We start from the raw sequence: 14,347 nt of genomic DNA, 5'->3' as shown, positions 1-14,347 counted from the left end.
CTCTAACCGCCCTGCCAACCAACGTCTATCGCCAGAATCAGATTCCGCTTCTGGCAGGGCGATTTCACTAATCAGGCCTCGCGAGTCGGGATAAGAAATTTGGGCTCAGAGGGCCTTGAACTGGTCACTCCAGCGCATGTAACTCCGAAGCATTTCCACGCCGACGCTTGGCTTTCTCACCTTCATCGTTTCCTTAAAGTCAATCATGGTGATAGGCCGCGGGTTGGTACCGTTCTCCATCGCCTTGCCGCTCTCGAAAAGCTCGTTTACCACTCGGAGTTGCACAGACTGGCAGATGTCCTTGATGTCGCTTGCGCTGTAGCTCTCGCTAATCTTTGCAAGTTCCTCTACCTTGAGGGCCCCTTCGATATTGAGAGGTCGGGTATACTGGTTGAAGAGGTTGGTTCGCGATGCGCTGTCTGGAAGCGTGACATAGATGCGCTTCTGGAACCGGCGCAGAAAGCCTGCTTCAAGGCTCCATGGTTTGTTGGTCGCGCCGATCACGTACAGCTGCGATTCCTTTGACTTGCCGTTTATTCCGTCCATCTCGGTAAGGAACTGGTTCTTTACCCTCACCTCGCCTCCGACCTCGCTGTTTCTTGTCCCAAGAAGCGAATCAATCTCGTCGATAAACAAGAGCACCGGCGCGCTCTCGTTTTCGTTTAGTTTGCGCGCCATGCCAAACAGCTTTGAAATGTTCTTCTCTGCTTCGCCGAGCCACTTGCTCATCATTGATGCGGCGTCGACGTTGATAAAGTAGCCGTCAATTTCCGCCGCAGCCGCCGCTGCTAGCAGTGTCTTGCCGCATCCCGGCGGGCCGTAAAGGAGAATTCCGCGCGGCCATCCCAGCGGAAAGAGGTCCGCCCTCTTCATCGGGTATACGATAGACTCTCTTATTGCACGCTTGGCGTCTTCAAGGCCGATTACCTCGTCCCACGAAACCTTGGGCTTCTCCTTCATGACAAGCTCGTCAAAGTCGTTCTTCAGGGTTTCGACGCCTCCTGATTTTGCCTGGCCTGCCGCGGAGCCTGCAACCTTGCCGTTGCCGTTTGCGGGCTCGTGTCTCGCAGAGTCGATGGAGTTTATGGTTGGCCTTTCGTCCTCAATGCCGTGCGAAAGCTGCAGCGCCTTGATTCTTTCCTTGTAGGCGCTTGCTCGCTCCATGTAGACCTTGTTGAGTTTATAGTCAGGGTAAATCTGCACGAGTTTTACCAAGGCGTCGATTGCGCGCTGATAAGACTGTATTGCGTTTCCTCGAGAACCTTGTGAATCCAGCCGGATTGCCTCGGCTGCATACTTGCTAGCGCTATTTTCTAGTTCCTGCGGTGCGAGACTCATAATCAGAGACCATGCGTCAAGTCCGATTGACGTTTGAATTACCCGGGTGTAAACCTAACTTGCGTAACGGGCAAAATTAGTTGAACCATTTCTATGCCGGCAGCGGCTCCTCTTCCCTTCCGGCGTCCGGAGTCGGGTCATCGCGGGTTTCAGCCAAGCCTGCTTGGCCTTGTTTCTCCAGACTGGCAACCTGCTCGAGGCTATCAGAAGCACCCGCCGTCGCGGCCTCTTGCATTATGTTCTGCCGCTCTTTCTCCTGCTCAGCAGAATGAGGCTCGCCTATAGTGGTCTTGATAATTGCGTCGTGCATTTCCTGCAGAGCCTTTTCAGCCGTTGGCACCATCTTTTCCATGTCTACGGTGATTTCGCTGACCGACGCTGCGGCGGCGTCAAGGATTACCATAAACTCCTCAAGGACCCGCGCGGATTCTACCTTTGCAGCCATTTCATTGAGCAAGAGCTCGCCGCTTTTCACAAGCTCGAGCATCTTTGCCAGCTCGGGCGAGTCCGGACTTGCGCGGGTGCTTGAGGCCGCGTGGCTCAGCTTTGACTCCAGCCGGCCCCGAAGTACGCTCATGGCATAGCTGTTCCGCTGAAGGTTTGCAAGGGCCGTGTTAGCCCTTTCGCTAAAGGTGGCGTTCCTTCTGACGCCTGAACTGCTATTGCCGTGGCTACCAAAAAGCAAATCTAGTCTCTGACTTACAATGCAGTTTCGGGATAAAGCGACAAAAAGGTGAGCGGCTAAAAGTTGTTGGGTAGTTGGACTAGGCCGGCTAGCTTGGGTCCAACTGCTTTCAGGTCAGGCAAGCCCGGAGACAGAAGGCAGCCCGAGCCCCGGCACGTCAGGTATGCCCGAAAACTCCTCCTTCATTTGCTGGTCTACGATATGGGAAGCCTCGTCTATGAGCCTGACTCCCTCCTCGTTTGCACTTTCAAAATTGATTGTAAACCCGCCTACCTGTCCCGCGTCGACCAGTATGCCGCTCAGAAGTTCTGCGATTGCCCCAAAGTCCTGCTCCATTTCAGGCAAGTGTGAAATTAGCGACGAGCGGAGGTTCTTGACGACTGACATCGCAGGGCTGATTACCACGACCAGATCGCCAAAGTCGGAGACAGTCCCAAGCCGAGCCGCGAGCTTTTCAAGTGAAATTTTCGAAAGAGCGATCACCCTGCTTGCCTGCCGGCCTTTGGCCAGATCCGTCGAAAGGACGGCTGAACTTTGGACGTTATTTTCCTTGATTGACGACACGAGCCTCCTCACTGATTCGTCGTCCCGGGCCTTCATTCCCTTGTGAAGCTCGTCGAGGCGCTGGACCTGAAGCTCTATCTTGCGCTGGACGGCATCGAGCCGCGGCTTGAGCGGCCCGCCGGCCTTGCCTGCGGCCGGAATATCTATCCCATTTCCATCCGTTCTGCCACTGAGATTATCTTCACCGGTAAGCACATCGTCTGACTTGACCCACTTTGATGTTGTCATTTGCGTTTAATCCTCCTGCCAGACCTGCAAAAGTGCAGGATAATATCCGCGGCGTGCTTGGAATGCGGGTAACCGCGGTAACAGGGGGGCGCGGTGACAGCTTGATATTTTTTCAAACTTTGACGCAATCAATTTGACACACCGTTTTACCTTTGCTCCTCCGCGTGTCATAGGCTGTAGTAGTAAAATCATGCTCGCGCCAGTGCTAACAATGTCCCAGGAGGAAGGGAACGATTGACTAACAAGCCGATTAACACCGCAAGGGATGACCGGACGGTATCTCGCCGAGACGACTCGGGAGACCTGACAGGAAGCCTTGAGGAGTTTGGCCTCTCAAAATACGAGGCCAGGGCATACCTTACCATGATAGGCAAGGGCTCGCTTGCCGCAAGCGAGATAGCATACTATGCCAACCTTCCGCGCACCAAGATTTACCAGACTCTCAAAAAGCTCGAGAAAAAGAGGCTCGCTGTGGTTTCAAAGCAAAAGCCCCTCATTTGCAGTGCCATACCTCCCGAGGAGGCTTTTGGTGAGATTGTCGGACTGCACGAGCGCAGGCTAAAGAACATGCGCCAGCTGGTTGAGCAGCTTCAAAAGATAAACGACGAGGGCCAGAGGCCAAAGGGCTCCGAAGAGCGCAGGTACTTTATCCTCGACGCCCAGTCGGCGCTTGCCAAGATTGCGGAGCTGATTTCAGCTGCAAGGGATTCTGTTTCGGCAGCCCTTGACGACTGGGGGATCAGGCTGGTCTCCCAGTGCAGGCCTGCGCTAGTGCGGGCGCTTACGAATGGCGTGCACGTCAGGTTCATGCTCTCCTCGCAGTGCGTAGGCAGCGAGTACATATTCTCGCTCCCGGACAACATCGAGCTTCGCGGCGGCAACTTTAGCTCAAACCTGATTGCGATTGATTCGGTCCAGATGGTTTCCGTTGACAGCAGCAACGGCAAGGCCGCGTTGTTTTCCTCGACGGATTCGTACGGGCTTGGCCAGCTTAGAGGCTTTGAAGAGTCCTGGAATGCCGCGGCTGAGGTTGGGTTCTTGCTGGACACGCAGCCCGCGACGGCTGCCAGGGCGGTGGCGCTTGCACGGGCAGTGGAAAACGGCCTGTCGGCAACGATGCTCGAATATGCGATAGCCGGCAAGGAGATGCCCGACGAACTTGCCGACATTATGGAGCGCAAGTACGAGCTGAGGCTGTCTGAGATAAATCCGGCTGAAATGATCTCTGCGGTGGATTCCGCGCTAAAACTGACCTGCACCGGATGGCTCAAGCAGGACAAGACAAACAACACCCTGAGCCTTCAGCCGCGTGAGGACAGGAAGCACATGCTGCCGTGGGCACTCTTGCTTTCGGCGTATTTCAAGCGGCTCGGCTGCGAGCCGCGGCTCATGCAGCTGGCGGGCTCCCATGCCTCAGCATCCCAGGCAATCCACCTGAAGCTGGCAAAGGCGCCTCCTCTGGCTCCTCCAGCGCAGGTCTGAACGCTAAAATAGCAATTGCGCCCAAGGCATCTCCAGTAATTGCGTTCTACCACCATTGTGATCATTGCAGTTGCAGCCGCCTCTACGATAGCAGTGGTCTTTGCATCTATCTTCGCATTTGTTCCCGGCGAGCGGCACCTGCCTCCGATAGGTGCCAGCGCGATTTCAAAGACGGCCGGAAATGCCTCGGCGCCGGCAGACCCCACGGCAAACTACACCAAGGCCAACGTGACTGTCAACAACTTTACTCTAGTTGCGGCGATAGCAGAGACAGAATCGCAGAAGGAGACTGGGCTTGATGTCAGGAGCTCCATGGCTGAAAACCAGGGGATGCTCTTCCCGTTCCCCGAAGAGGGCGACCATGCATTCTGGATGAAGGGTATGAAGTTTCCAATCGATATAATCTGGCTTGACGCCAACAAGACGGTTATCCATATCGAGCACAGCCTGCCCCCCTGCACTGGAAGCGACCTTATGTGCCCTACCCACGACGCATCTCAAAAGTCAATGTACGTGCTAGAGACTACTGCTGGCTTTTCCGACAGGCACTCGGTAAGGGAGGGAACGCGTATCGCGTTCAACCTGACCCGCAGCTAGGATTGCAATGCAGCGCGTGGCACTGTAGACCTACAGGCTATATAGTAATCCGGCATGCCTTTGAAACGAATCTGATTTGGGCAGGCTAAACGGCGAGACAGTTGCAGGCGCGGCGTTTCTGTTTTTTTCATTTCTGTTCCTTGTGGCCGGTGCCGTAAACCCCATATTCGCTTCGATATATCCGGTCTCCCTGATGTTTACGGCCTTTGGAGTGGGACTTGTTGCCCTTGGATACAGGACTTATCGCTCAGAAAGCAGAGCGGAGAGCCACGTTGAGCACGAACGCGCTGAACAAAAGTCGTATTTCAGATAAAAAGCACTGCGCCCAAAAGGAAATGACGCACTGATTTCGTAAAAGCTGGCGGCTTTGGCCAAAGTACTGGCAGGCTAGTTCTCGGGACTATCCAGTTCGCCGGCGTCTTCGCCTTCCTGCTCCATCTCCGTCTGAGCAGAGGCATCGCTCTGCCCGGCAACGGGCCATCCATCCTTCTCATTTACCTTCCTCGCAAATACAAGATACGTCGTGTGGCCTATCATTCTCATCGAAGGCCGGGTCATGCCCTCCCTTGCCTCGATGTTTCGTATCATCAGTTCTATGCATTCAACGTCCGTGTACCCGCTTTTCTTGAGCTCGGTCGCGGTCTTTTCTATCTGGTTCATGGTGGGGCAAATGGCTACAAACGCTCCACTTCCCTTGAGCGCCACATGGACCTGATCGAGGACCGTCCAAGGGTCGCCGAGGTCGACGAGCGCAAGATCCGCCTCGCGGACTTGCACTCCTAGGTGGGGGTCGTGCAGGTGAAGCGTCACGAAATCTGCCATGCCTGCCTTGTCGATGTTCCTCCTTGCCATCTCCATAAAGTCGGGGTTGACGTCAAAGGTGTAAATGTGCCCCTGGGGCTTGACGATGCTGGCCATAAACGTGGCGGCCGCACCGCTGCCTGTTCCAATCTCCAGAACCTTCGATCCATTCTTGAGCCCTGCCCTAGCCGCAATGTATCCAAGGTCCTTCGGGTAGAGGATCTGCGTGCGTCTCTCTGATTTCATGATAAAGTCATGAACCGTCGGCTCTATGAGGAATATCCGCTTGCCCTCAGTCGTCTGGATTGCCGAGCCGTACTCCATCCCTATAGTTGAAGAAATGTCGATTATGCCAAGGTGAGTGTGCAGCCTCTTGTCCTGCGTTACCTTGGCAAGCCACTTTTTTCGAGCAGTGTGAAACAACAAGACATACGAGCCTTCCTCGATTTTCAAATGCGTTTGTGGTGTTCTGCCCGGCTTGCGTGATAAAAATCAATACCCCGGCTATGGCAAGGCTTACATCCGCTCAAGTGCGGAAACTCCAAGAAGCTCGAGTGCATTTTTCAGCGCGATGCCAAATGCCTTGACAAGTGCCAGGCGCGCCATCAAGAGCTCTTTGTCCGGCTCCCTGAGCACCTGCACGTGCTCGTAAAAGAGGTTAAATGCAGTCGCAAGAGAATAGGCATACCGGGCGATTGATTTTGGGCTCAGCGAGCGGGCGGCCTCCTCCACCACCATGTCAAGTTTTGAAATCTCTTTGACAAGCTCCGCCTCGCGCTCAAGGACAAGAAGTGAAAGTGACTTGTTTACCGTGACCTCGGCGCCAGACTTTTCGATTATTCGCTGGGCGCGGGCGTAAGCGTACTGCATGTAGGGCCCGGTGTCACCTTCAAGGCTCAGCGACTCTTTAATGTCAAAAGTGATAATCTTGTCCAAATCCTGCTTTGTCAGGTTGTACCTGACAGCAGAGACTGCAATCTGCTCCGCGATGTCGTGCAGCTGGCGGTCTGAAAACTCGGGGTTTCTCGCCCTGACTTCCTCGTAGGCCTTTGCGTGCAGCATGTCAAGTACAAAGTCGGCGTTTACATAGACACCCTTTCTGCCGGACATGTGCATGAACTGCCTGTCGCCTATCTCTATCCCAAGCGACCTTGCCGTGTCGGCAGAGAGCGTCACGGCCTCATACCCAAGGTGAAGGTACTCCCTTCCCTGTGCGCCCATCTTTGAGAGTACTTGGGAGATTATCCTCTGGAGCCGGGCCTGCCTTGAATCGATAAGCGTTATCACCTTATTGCCGCCGGAAAAGCGCGGATAATCCTCAACGCCATCAGCAAGCGTTGTCTGCATAAGCACCGAGCCATCCCACTGCCGCGCAAATTCGTTGTACGAAAATGGGTCGGCGACAAGCCCGATCTTCCATGCGGCGTAGGGTATGTCCTTTGCTATGTAGGTGGCAGTCCCGTCGCTTCGGACGACGACCTTGTCCTCCTCTCCCTCGGCCTCAATTACCCAGCAGCCCGCGTTCTTGCCTTCGGTTTCCAGTCTGACCAGCCCGTTTTCTTTCATGAGTTCAAACGACTGCTGCCACAGGCGCGAGTGCACGATCTGCGATTCAAAGTTGAGCAGGTCGTAGCGTGCCTTCATTCGCCAGCAGGTCTGCAGCTGGTCCCGGAGGACCTTTGTGGTGACGGACGCCGCAAACTGCGCCAGCTCCGACCTGCCCTCCTCGATTTCCCTGAGCACCACCTTGCGTTTTTCTGCTAACTCGGGATTTTTTGTATAGAGTTCGTTTACCTTTACGTAAACCTCGTCGCCGCAGTACTTGTCGAACTTGGTCGACGGGTCGGGCGGCTGGGTGGCAAAGCCTGCAAACCTGAACCCCACGACAATGTCTGCGACCTGAAGACCCGAGTCGTCGACGTAATTTAGCACCGTGACAGGATGGTTGGCGGCTTTCATTATCCTGTAGAGCGAATCGCCGAGGATGACGTTTCGCATGTGGCCGACATGGAGCGCCTTGTTCGGGTTGACGCTCGTGTGCTCGATTACAATCTGCGATTTGTCTCCAGAGTCGTACCTGCCGTAGGCAAGGCCTTCTGCCAGAACCTTTGAAACCGTTGTCTCTGACAGCTTGGCAAATTCTATGCGGAAATTGATGTAGCCTGCAGGGTGGGGCTCGATGGATTTTACGAAAGAATCAGGCTTCTGCCGCGCCCTTAACCTGTCGATTATCTGCGCCGCAATTTTTGGGGGCGCATTCTTTAGCTGCTTGCCGAGCAAAAAGGCGACGTTGCAGGTTATGTCGCCAAATTCCTTCCGTGGGGGCTCCGAGACGTCAAAAGGCACTGCAGGAAAGCCCAGCTCCGCAAGAGAATCTGACACGGCATCGCGGATTTCCGAAACGACAAGTCGAAAGGTCATGTCGGCGCCGCGTTTTCCTGTTTGAGTGTGCTTGCGCCGAGATATTTGAGCGCGACATAGTCGATGGCTTCTACAAGTCCGTGTCCGGCTCCGCCGCTCACTACATGAGTGGCCGCGTCCTTGACAGGTTTTTCGGAGTGTCCCAGTGCAATGCTGACGCCGCACTCTCGGAACATAGGGATATCCGTTTCACTGTCGCCTATGGCGATGGTCCGCTCCTGCTCTGCATCCAAAAGCTCCAAAGCGCTCTTTAGCCCGAACCCCTTGTCGACGCCCTTTTCGTTAATGTGAAATGCATACTTGCTGTCAGACATGTAAAGGTCCAGATGATTCTCGTCAAGAATTCTCTGCGCCTCGGCCAGGTCAAAGGTCCGCAGCAAGACCACCTCGGTCATTCTTGGAAAGACGGGCTTTATCTGGACGCCATCAAGCGACTTTTTCAAAAGCTGGTAGCCTGCCTCGCATTTTTCCTTGCTTGCAAGCAGCTTGTGGTCCTGCGGAGCGACCGTAATTGCGCCTCCGTTCTCGCCTACTGCGACTTTTGTGGTTCCGCCAAACACCGCAAGGACGTACGCTTCAATGGAAGACCTGCCGGTGACATAGACGACCTTGTGCCCGAGCCTCTCAAGATAGCGCAGTTTGGACAGCGCTCCCAGATGAATCGCGCCACCGCCGTTTTCGGTGAGCGTGCCGTCGATGTCGACGGCAAAAACCCGGAGCGCAGAGTCCAACTGCACCGCGAACTTGACGGCGGCTTAAAAGTGTATCAAGGAGCTTGTCTATCTGCATATTGATTTCCAGTGGAACCGTTTTTCCCTGAGGCGGTCGTGGCGGTTGAGGACACGTTGGTCAGGTTCCTTTGTGCAAACAAGTTCATGGCCGGGGCGCAGAGGATCTTTTCTGGCCGTCAAGGATTTTCTTGACCGATTCGACTGTCCTTACAGTGACATTCTCTCCGTATGGATGCCGGTCGAATCTTTTGCTTTTCATTTCCGAGACATAGTCCTTCAGCTGGCCGCGGCCGTTTTGCAACAGTGGGTACAGCTTGTTGGCTCCAATGAGAATTGTCTCCCACCTTTCGGTCGTGTGCCGTAGCGTGATGCAGGGCTTGCCCAGAATACATGCTTCCTCCTGCACTCCTCCGCTGTCAGTCAGTGCCAGCTTGCAACTCGTCAAGAGATCGAGAAAATCAAGGTAGCCCTGGGGAACTATCATGCTTACGTTTGGCGGCACGGAAATCCCGAAATGGTCCAGGTTCTTTTTTGTGCGCGGATGGATTGGAAACACAATGTTCTCGTCTATCGAGCCTAGTTCGCTCATTACAAGCGACAGCACATCTTTGTCATCGACCGTTTCGGCCCGGTGAAGTGTCAGCAGGATAAAGTCCCGGAGCTTTATGGCCGAACCTTTGCCTCTGCAGCGTGAGAACTTTTCGCTGACATCAACCACTAGGTTGCCCGTCACCTCGACGTTTCGCCTTATCCCTTCGAATTTTAGAAACTCTGCCGACAGACTGGTAGGGCACAAAAGATGGTCAGAGAGCCGGTCTACCTGCAGCCTGTTCCGCTCTTCCGGCATCCGGAGATCGAAACTGCGCAATCCCGCCTCTATGTGGACAAGTGTTATGTTGTTCTTCTTGGCCGCCATTGCGCCTGCAAGCGTAGAGTTTGTGTCTCCATATACTACTACAACCGAAGGCCTGGCCGTGCGGAACAGGTTATCAAGGCGCGAAGCAATTTGATCCACATCAGACGACCTGCAGTCAAGGTTGATGTCCGAGGACGAGCCGAGCTCTGAAAAGAATATGTCGCTCAGGTTCAAGGAAAAGTGCTGGCCGGTGTAGACGTAGCAGTGGTTTTCTTCGCCAAAGTGTTTTACAAACTCGGAGAGCTTTATGACTTCCGGGCGGGTGCCGGCGATTGTCATGATGTCGTACTGTTCGAGCTCTTGCCCGCTGCCCGCGCGATGGGGCCTGCTGGTTTCCTTTCTCGACTGCATTTAAGCTGCCTCCTTTTCCGAGCCGGTTTTGTCGACAATGATGCTCTGAAGGTCCTTTTCACTGACAAAACCGTGCGATGTCTTGGTCGTCGCCCACGACTTTACAAAGAACGACTTGACAAGCGAAACGTACCAGTAGTTGGAGTAGACTGCGAGCAGTGCAACGTAGCCAGCATACCTTAGCCCCCTGATTCCAAGCTCCTTGGTCAAGAGAAAGATCTGGAGCGCCATGCTGCTAAGCGTCAGCACTATCCAGGCGACTATTGGAAGGAATGAGAACTTGAAAGGCATCTGGCCGAGAAAGATGTAAGATAGTATTGCGGTCGACATGACGGCCAGAGACGCAAGCCCTGCAAGCATGAAGATGGGGTTGAGCCAGTAGATGTTGCCAAACAAGTCCCTTGACTCCGGGACCTTCTCCTTTAGCAGGTCAAAGTGCCCCTTTACCCACCGCGAGCGCTGCCTTATGATAAGGTCCAGCTTTGGGGGCTTCTCGTCATACACTATGCAGAGTGGGGCAAACGCTATCCGTTCGCCGAACCGAAAGAACCTGAATGAAAGCTCAAAGTCGTCTATGAGGGCGTTTTTGAATCCGCCCGCGCGCATCAGCGCATCCCTGCTTATCACAAGCCCCGTGCCTCCGAGGGGGGCGCGCTTTTCAATCAAACTTCTCACGGTCATAAACGGCGTCGAGTAGAGATCGCCCTCAAGCGCGAGCAGCTTTGTGTTCCGGTTGTACTCGCGGTTGCTTGCGACTATTTTGCCCTGAACGGCTGCAAACCCTTTGTCAAAGTACGGCAGTGCGTTTGTGGTAAAATCCGGGTTCATGATTCCATCCGAGTCTAGCACCAGAATGTATTCCCCCTTTGCTTTGGACACCCCGAAATTCAGCGCCAAGCCCTTGCCCGCCTCGTCAGTCCTGAAATCATAGGGAAAGACGCGAGGGTCCTGCGACTGAGCTTGCTGGAAGGTCCCGTCGCTGCAATTGTGGCATACTACAATCACCTCAAGGTTGCCGAAGGTTTGCGCAAGGCAGGATGCGATTGTTCTCTTGATAACCGCCTCCTCGTTTCGGGCAGGAATAATGATGCTGACAAGCGGCAGTTGGGTATAGCGCTTGTCCCTGATCATGGCCGCGTGCTCTTGGATTGAGCGGTTCTTCACAAACAAATAGGCGACCTGCATGAAGAACCACATCGCGGTTCCTGTCAGCGAGAGCGACACAAAGACCCACGTGAGTCCGGACAGGTCGATCGGGCTGTTGCTGGTAAGTGTCACGTGCAAGAGCCATGGGACAATTGTGTAATACACGATAATGACCCACAGCCCAGCGAGCGCGAAAAACGCTGGTTTTGATAGTCTATCAGAATTCAAAGATTACCGAGCTGAGAGTTAGACCCGCGCTGATAAATATTTCCATGATTTTGGCTAAAAACTTGCGAAAAATCTACGTATTCCTTTATCTGGTATGTTGTGTGCTAGGGCCACCTCTGCCTTTTACTGGACAGGACTTTCAGGTCGAGGCAGGCGCCGAGGACGAGATGTCCAGTCCAAGCGAGCCCTCGAGCAGCTCCTTGAATGCCGTCATGTCCTTGGCAGACATGTCCTTGTCAAACACCCGCGGCTTTATTGACTTCTGGGCCGGCGATACAATTTCGGGGATAACTTTTGGCTTTTGCGGCATTTTCTCATCCCTGACCTCTGCCTTTAGCTTGTGGGGGCCCCTTATCCGCCTGTCAGTAAGTGACTTTTGCTTTGTTATGTCAATCTTGATTTTAAATCCGTACTTGCCCCTGTCGCTCCACCTCTCAAATTCGGTAACGTTGCCAAAGCCGATAATCCTGTCTCCCTCCGGGGTAATGACGGTAAAATCGGTCCTCTCCCCTTTTTCGATTACGGAGAGCTTTTCATAAAAGTGCTGCCAGTCAAGAGGGTTTGTTATCAAAGCCTGTATCGTCAACAGGTCGCCGACGCTTACTTCCTGAATGTAACTGGGAAGAATTTCTACATTGCAGACCTTGGCGTACATGCATCTCTACTAGGCGTTCCAAAGATAAATAACTTTTGTATTAGCCTGCCATAAACTGACAATCCTAACAGCACTGAGCAATAGATTTGTGTGGATTTTGCCATTATTCGTAGTTATTCTGTAAATTGTATATCCGCATTTTTGGCTGGCGCCCCCGCTGACATGGCAACGGAGCTGAGAGCCTCGAGATTTTATATTACTCGAGCAAGACTTGCTAGGTGTCGCCTTGCTTCAGCCAGATAACGAGCAGACCGTGGTGCTTCACGGGGAGCAGGCGACCATTCAAGCCATAATCGGGCTCGCTTCCAATAGCCGGCACATGCTCCACGTGTGCGCTGACTCGCTTGCTCCTTCCGTCTCTATCGGCGTCAAGGAACTCAAAGACGCAATGGTTGCCATGCACGCAAGGGGCGTAAAGTACCAATACATTACAGAAGTTACGAAGGACAACATAGAATACTGCCAGGAGCTGCAAAAGTATGCCGAGCTGCGTCACCTTGACGGCATCAAGGGAAACTTTGCAGTAAACGAAGGCGAATACCTTGCGACTGCCGTTGTGCCGAGAGAGGCCGCCCCTGTGCCGGAAGTAATTCACAGCACCGTAAAATCAATCGTTGAACAGCACGAATACCTTTTCCAGACCCTCTGGCGCAAATCTATTCCTGCAGAACAGCGCATCAGCGAGATACAGCAGGGAGTCGAGCAGGAGCAGTTCGAGGTTATCTACGACACAGAGAAAGCCAGCGAGCTGATTCTTCAGCTTTCCCGGTCTGCCAAAAGGGAAGTCCTCTTCAGGCTGCCAAACTCAAAATCGCTGCTCAGGATGGAGAACCTGGGCGTGCTTGACACCCTGAAAGCAGCTGCCAGAAATGGGGCGGAGGTTCGGATCATAGTCCCGGTCAGCCAGCTCAATTCAGCAATAGTTGAGAATCTAGTTTCAGAACCAGGCGTAAAAGTGCTCGACGCAGCAGAAGCTCAATCGGGAATAATGATAATTGACCGTTCGCATTTTCTTAGTTCGGAACTCGTCCACCCGGCTTCTGAAATGTACTCGGACGCAATAGGAGTCAGCGTGTATTCCAACAGCAGGCGCAGTATCAGCAGCCTGGTGTCCTTTTTCGATTCCCTATGGAACCAGAGCGAGCTGTACAAGCAGCTTGAGGCCCAGCAGCAGGCCGAGAAGAAGTTTATCAATATAGCAGCGCATGAGCTGCGGACCCCCGTCCAGCCCATTATTGGAAGGGTCGAGCTGCTAAAGATGGAGCTTGATTCGGGCAAGCTTGACATTGACTCGGCCAAGAATGCGCTGGAAATGATAGCCAGAAACGCAGAGAGGCTGCAGAGGCTTACAGAAAACCTGCTAACAGTTTCCAGAGTTGAGCGCAGCCTGCTGCATCTGAACAGGACAGAATTCGAACTATCCTCTGTAATTGGCGATATTGTCAACGATAGCGTTCATCAGGTTGCGGCGTCGGCGAAAAGCCTCACGGTGGTTTACGAGCCAAAGGAAAAAATCGTGATTAACGCTGACAGGGACAAGATATCCCAGGTTCTCTACAACCTGCTTGGAAACGCGATCAAGTTTACCGATGAGGGCACCGTCGAGGTAACGGCGAGCCGCGCTGAAAATCCAAGTCGTGTTGTAGTTACCATCAGAGATACGGGGCCGGGGATAGACCCTTCCATGTTTCCGCAGCTTTTTGAGATATTTGCGTCAAAGGCAGTGGGGGAAACTTCGACTCAAAGCGGCACAGGGGTTGGCCTGTACGTTGCAAAGCACATAGTTGAGGCTCACGGCGGGACGCTGTCAGCCTCTAATAATGCTGACGGAAAGGGAGCGACTTTTAGTTTTACAATCCCGTATTGATAGTCAAAACTCATCATTATTTACAGAAGGATAGCATTAGACGTACCTCGACCTTGGGATGCTGTCAGCCCTCAAGCCCATGATAAGTACTACAGCGCCGACAGCGACAACCACCCAGCCAATTATCAACGTGAGAATCGGGTCTTGGCCGCACGAGACCAGCAGCTGGCCTGAAATCGTGCCCGGCGGTGAGTTGCCCGCGAGGCATTTCTCATATGCAGGCTGGTCAAAAAACAGGTATTTTACAATTAAAATCTTGGCGATGGCGACAATTGCAATCCCTGCAAGAACGATGGACCTTCTCAATTCCTATATGCAGCATCGCATTATAGGTTGA

At 53.5% G+C, this 14,347-nt stretch carries 14 protein-coding genes; 4 read left to right on the top strand and 10 right to left on the bottom strand.

Features of this window, described 5'->3' with window-relative positions:
• Positions 1-105: 105 nt before the first annotated feature.
• The 3 genes from ABI361_10515 to ABI361_10505 form a co-directional block, all read right to left on the bottom strand.
• Positions 106-1,338 carry an AAA family ATPase gene (locus ABI361_10515; protein ID MEO9321096.1) on the bottom strand — a complete coding sequence of 411 codons (1,233 nt, stop codon included), beginning with the start codon at positions 1,336-1,338 and terminating at the stop codon, positions 106-108.
• A 91-nt stretch (positions 1,339-1,429) separates the two neighbouring features.
• Complete coding sequence (locus ABI361_10510; protein MEO9321095.1) at positions 1,430-2,023, bottom strand: hypothetical protein; 594 nt, start codon at positions 2,021-2,023, stop codon at positions 1,430-1,432.
• Between the two features lie 114 nt (positions 2,024-2,137).
• Entirely contained in the window at positions 2,138-2,815 is a 678-nt protein-coding gene (locus ABI361_10505; GenBank protein ID MEO9321094.1) for a hypothetical protein, read from the bottom strand.
• Between the two features lie 234 nt (positions 2,816-3,049).
• Between ABI361_10505 and ABI361_10500 the strand changes: the two genes are divergently transcribed.
• The 3 genes from ABI361_10500 to ABI361_10490 all read left to right on the top strand — a co-directional run bounded on the left by ABI361_10500 (position 3,050) and on the right by ABI361_10490 (position 5,207).
• Entirely contained in the window at positions 3,050-4,297 is a 1,248-nt protein-coding gene (locus ABI361_10500) for a helix-turn-helix domain-containing protein (GenBank protein ID MEO9321093.1), read from the top strand.
• A gap of 39 nt (positions 4,298-4,336) precedes the next feature.
• Positions 4,337-4,894 carry a DUF192 domain-containing protein gene (locus ABI361_10495; protein ID MEO9321092.1) on the top strand — a complete coding sequence of 186 codons (558 nt, stop codon included), beginning with the start codon at positions 4,337-4,339 and terminating at the stop codon, positions 4,892-4,894.
• A gap of 76 nt (positions 4,895-4,970) precedes the next feature.
• Positions 4,971-5,207: a hypothetical protein gene (locus tag ABI361_10490; GenBank protein MEO9321091.1), complete on the top strand. Its 237-nt coding sequence runs from the start codon at positions 4,971-4,973 to the stop codon at positions 5,205-5,207.
• A gap of 74 nt (positions 5,208-5,281) precedes the next feature.
• Here ABI361_10490 and ABI361_10485 read toward each other — a convergent pair whose 3' ends face one another.
• The 6 genes from ABI361_10485 to ABI361_10460 form a co-directional block, all read right to left on the bottom strand.
• Complete coding sequence (locus ABI361_10485) at positions 5,282-6,148, bottom strand: tRNA (adenine-N1)-methyltransferase (protein MEO9321090.1); 867 nt, start codon at positions 6,146-6,148, stop codon at positions 5,282-5,284.
• A gap of 63 nt (positions 6,149-6,211) precedes the next feature.
• Complete coding sequence (locus ABI361_10480) at positions 6,212-8,116, bottom strand: arginine--tRNA ligase (GenBank protein ID MEO9321089.1); 1,905 nt, start codon at positions 8,114-8,116, stop codon at positions 6,212-6,214.
• Complete coding sequence (locus ABI361_10475) at positions 8,113-8,847, bottom strand: phosphoglycolate phosphatase (protein MEO9321088.1); 735 nt, start codon at positions 8,845-8,847, stop codon at positions 8,113-8,115. The genes ABI361_10480 and ABI361_10475 overlap by 4 nt, the downstream gene beginning before the upstream one ends.
• 142 nt (positions 8,848-8,989) lie before the next feature.
• Complete coding sequence (wecB, locus tag ABI361_10470; protein ID MEO9321087.1) at positions 8,990-10,114, bottom strand: UDP-N-acetylglucosamine 2-epimerase (non-hydrolyzing); 1,125 nt, start codon at positions 10,112-10,114, stop codon at positions 8,990-8,992.
• Positions 10,115-11,488, bottom strand: coding sequence for a glycosyltransferase (locus ABI361_10465; GenBank protein MEO9321086.1), 1,374 nt, complete (start codon positions 11,486-11,488; stop codon positions 10,115-10,117).
• A 139-nt stretch (positions 11,489-11,627) separates the two neighbouring features.
• Positions 11,628-12,143: a hypothetical protein gene (locus ABI361_10460; GenBank protein ID MEO9321085.1), complete on the bottom strand. Its 516-nt coding sequence runs from the start codon at positions 12,141-12,143 to the stop codon at positions 11,628-11,630.
• Between the two features lie 226 nt (positions 12,144-12,369).
• On the opposite strand from ABI361_10460, the gene ABI361_10455 reads away from it, so the two are divergent.
• Entirely contained in the window at positions 12,370-14,010 is a 1,641-nt protein-coding gene (locus ABI361_10455) for a HAMP domain-containing sensor histidine kinase (protein ID MEO9321084.1), read from the top strand.
• A 36-nt stretch (positions 14,011-14,046) separates the two neighbouring features.
• Here the strand turns inward: ABI361_10455 and ABI361_10450 are convergent, their stop codons facing one another.
• A complete protein-coding gene (locus tag ABI361_10450; GenBank protein ID MEO9321083.1) occupies positions 14,047-14,316 on the bottom strand; it encodes a hypothetical protein in 270 nt (89 codons plus the stop codon).
• Positions 14,317-14,347: the final 31 nt, after the last annotated feature.

It is taken from the genome of Nitrososphaera sp. (assembly GCA_039938515.1).
Lineage (GTDB): Archaea > Thermoproteota > Nitrososphaeria > Nitrososphaerales > Nitrososphaeraceae > Nitrososphaera.
Note: the sequence above shows the minus strand (reverse complement) of the source record. Positions and strands in the feature narration are given on the sequence as shown.

Excerpts from the sequence above, each read along its gene's own strand:
- ABI361_10480 (MEO9321089.1), bottom strand. The coding sequence starts at position 8,116 with ATGACCTTTCGACTTGTCGTTTCGGAAATCCGCGATGCCGTGTCAGAT.
- ABI361_10460 (MEO9321085.1), bottom strand. The coding sequence starts at position 12,143 with ATGTACGCCAAGGTCTGCAATGTAGAAATTCTTCCCAGTTACATTCAG.
- ABI361_10505 (MEO9321094.1), bottom strand. The coding sequence starts at position 2,815 with ATGACAACATCAAAGTGGGTCAAGTCAGACGATGTGCTTACCGGTGAA.
- wecB (MEO9321087.1), bottom strand. The coding sequence starts at position 10,114 with ATGCAGTCGAGAAAGGAAACCAGCAGGCCCCATCGCGCGGGCAGCGGG.
- ABI361_10515 (MEO9321096.1), bottom strand. The coding sequence starts at position 1,338 with ATGAGTCTCGCACCGCAGGAACTAGAAAATAGCGCTAGCAAGTATGCA.